A 2,080-nucleotide genomic window follows, 5' to 3' on the forward strand; every position below is an offset into this window, starting at 1 on the left:
GCTGCTGAGCTCGGTGTCATCGGTGATCCGCGGGATCTCGCCGGTGAGCTCGGAGACGCTCACGCCGCTGCCGCCCTCGTCGGCCCGCCGGTGCCGGCGCCCCTTGGGTGCGGCCGCGTCCGACTGCTCGGCGCCCATGCGCTTGAGCAGCTCCGCCACGGTGATCTGCTGACCGTCCTGATCCTCGGCCATCTCAGCTCCCCTTTCCGTCGCCGCCCGCGTCCCGGTCGAGACGCTGCAGAATGAGCCCCTCCCGCAGAGCCCACGGGCAGATTTTCACACTTTCCAACCCCAGAGCCCTCATCGACGCCTCCGCCACCAGCGCTCCCGCGACCACCTGATGGGACCGGTCAGAGCTGATGCCCTCCAACTCTGCCCTGTCGGCGGCCGTCATGCGAGAGATAAAGGCGATCACCTGCCGCAGACCCGACGCGGTGAGGATCCGCTCCACCCGCGGCCCCTCCGACGACGGCGCCGCGCCGGTGAGCCGCGCCAGCGTGCGGAACGTCTTGGAGGTGGCACAGGCCAGGTCGGGGGTGCCGGCGGCCCGCAGGTCCCGGGCAGGGCCCTCCAGCTCGGCGTCGATGAAATCACGCAACTGGTTGATGCGCTTGCGTTCGGGCGGGTCGGTCTTGAACCAGTCGTGCGTCAACCGGCCGGCGCCCAGGGGCAGGCTGAAGGCGTGCTCGGGCAGCTCGTCCTCGCCGCTCGTGAGTTCGAGCGAGCCACCACCGATGTCGAGGTTGACGATCCGACCGGCGCTCCAGCCGAACCACCGGCGGGCGGCCAGGAAGGTCATCCGCGCCTCGTCCTCGCCGGAGAGCACGCGCAACGCGATCCCGGTCTCCTTCTCGACCTTTTCGAGCACCGCGTCCGAATTGGCGGCGTCGCGCACCGCCGAGGTCGCCAGGGCCATGACCTCGCGGCACTTGGTGGCCTTGGCCAGATCGGCGGCCTCGTTGACCGCGTCGATCAGCCGGGCGATGCCGGTCTTCGAGATGTTGTCGTCCTCATCGAGGTACTCGATCAGCCGCAGACGGGTCTTGGAGTCGTTCATGGGCGTGGGGTGCCCGCCGCGATGGGCGTCGACCACCACGAAATGGACCGTGTTGCTCCCGACGTCCAGGACACCTAATCTCACACGCCCACCCTAAACGGTCTACGGTCGCAGGTTGTGACCGCCACCGAACGCACCAGCACCCCGGGCGCGCCCGCCGCGGAAGTCCCCCTCGACTTCCCCCGCGAGTGGTACAGCTTCCCGGACCCCGCGAACGACCAGCACCTCGTCTCCGCGGACATGACCTGGCTGCTGTCCTCGTGGACCTGCGTGTTCGGCACCCCGGCCTGCCACGGCATCGAGGCCGACCAGCCCGACTCCGGCTGTTGTACGCACGGGGCGTTCCTGTGTGACGACGACGACCGCGCGCGACTGACCGTGAACGTCGAACTCCTGGGACCCGAGGACTGGCAGCACCGTGGGGCCGCGCTGGAGGCCGCGGAGGCCGAGGGCGGCGATCTCGAGCCGTGGCTGGAAGAGGACGAGCTCACCGGGGACGACGGCGAGCCCGAGCCCGCCCTGCGGACGAGGCGCCACGGCGGGCGATGCGTGTTCTTCAACGACGTCGGCTTCCCGGCCGGCTCGGGCTGCGCCCTGCACCACATGGCCCTGAGGACGGGGCGAACCCTGCCCGAGTCGAAGCCGGACGTGTGCTGGCAACTGCCCATCCGCCGCACGCAGGAGTGGGAGACCCGGCCCGACGAGGTGGAGGTCCTCCACACCCGTATCGGGGAGTACGACCGCCGCGGCTGGGGCCCCGGCGGGCTGGACCTCGACTGGTACTGCACCGGATCGCCCGAGGCGCACGTCGGGGCCGACCCGGTGTTCGTCTCGCTGCGCGACGAGCTGGTGGAGCTGCTGGGGGCCGACTGCTACGAGGTGCTGGCCGCGGCGTGCCGGCGCCGCCGCCAGCTGGGGATCGTCGCCGTGCACCCCGCGACGGAGCGGGCCCGGGCCGGACGGGGCGGTCAGCCCTCGAACTTGTAGCCCAGGCCCCGGACCGTCACCAGGTGGACCGGCTTA

At 71.0% G+C, this 2,080-nt stretch carries 2 protein-coding genes and 1 pseudogene; 1 reads left to right on the plus strand and 2 read right to left on the minus strand.

The window, feature by feature from the left end; translation table 11 throughout:
- Together G6018_RS10250 and G6018_RS10255 are read right to left on the minus strand one after the other, a co-directional pair.
- Nucleotides 1-192, minus strand: a pseudogene (locus G6018_RS10250) (hypothetical protein); the annotation flags it as partial.
- A gap of 1 nt (nucleotide 193) precedes the next feature.
- Entirely contained in the window at nucleotides 194-1,141 is a 948-nt protein-coding gene (locus tag G6018_RS10255; RefSeq protein ID WP_182610886.1) for a Ppx/GppA family phosphatase, read from the minus strand.
- A gap of 33 nt (nucleotides 1,142-1,174) precedes the next feature.
- Here G6018_RS10255 and G6018_RS10260 point away from each other — a divergent pair, with 33 nt between their 5' ends.
- The gene (locus G6018_RS10260) at nucleotides 1,175-2,044 is read left to right on the plus strand and encodes a hypothetical protein (RefSeq protein WP_182639539.1); all 870 of its coding nucleotides are present in this window, start codon (nucleotides 1,175-1,177) and stop codon (nucleotides 2,042-2,044) included.
- Nucleotides 2,045-2,080 lie beyond the last annotated feature (36 nt).

Source organism: Dietzia sp. DQ11-44, from assembly GCF_014145205.1.
GTDB lineage: Bacteria > Actinomycetota > Actinomycetes > Mycobacteriales > Mycobacteriaceae > Dietzia > Dietzia natronolimnaea.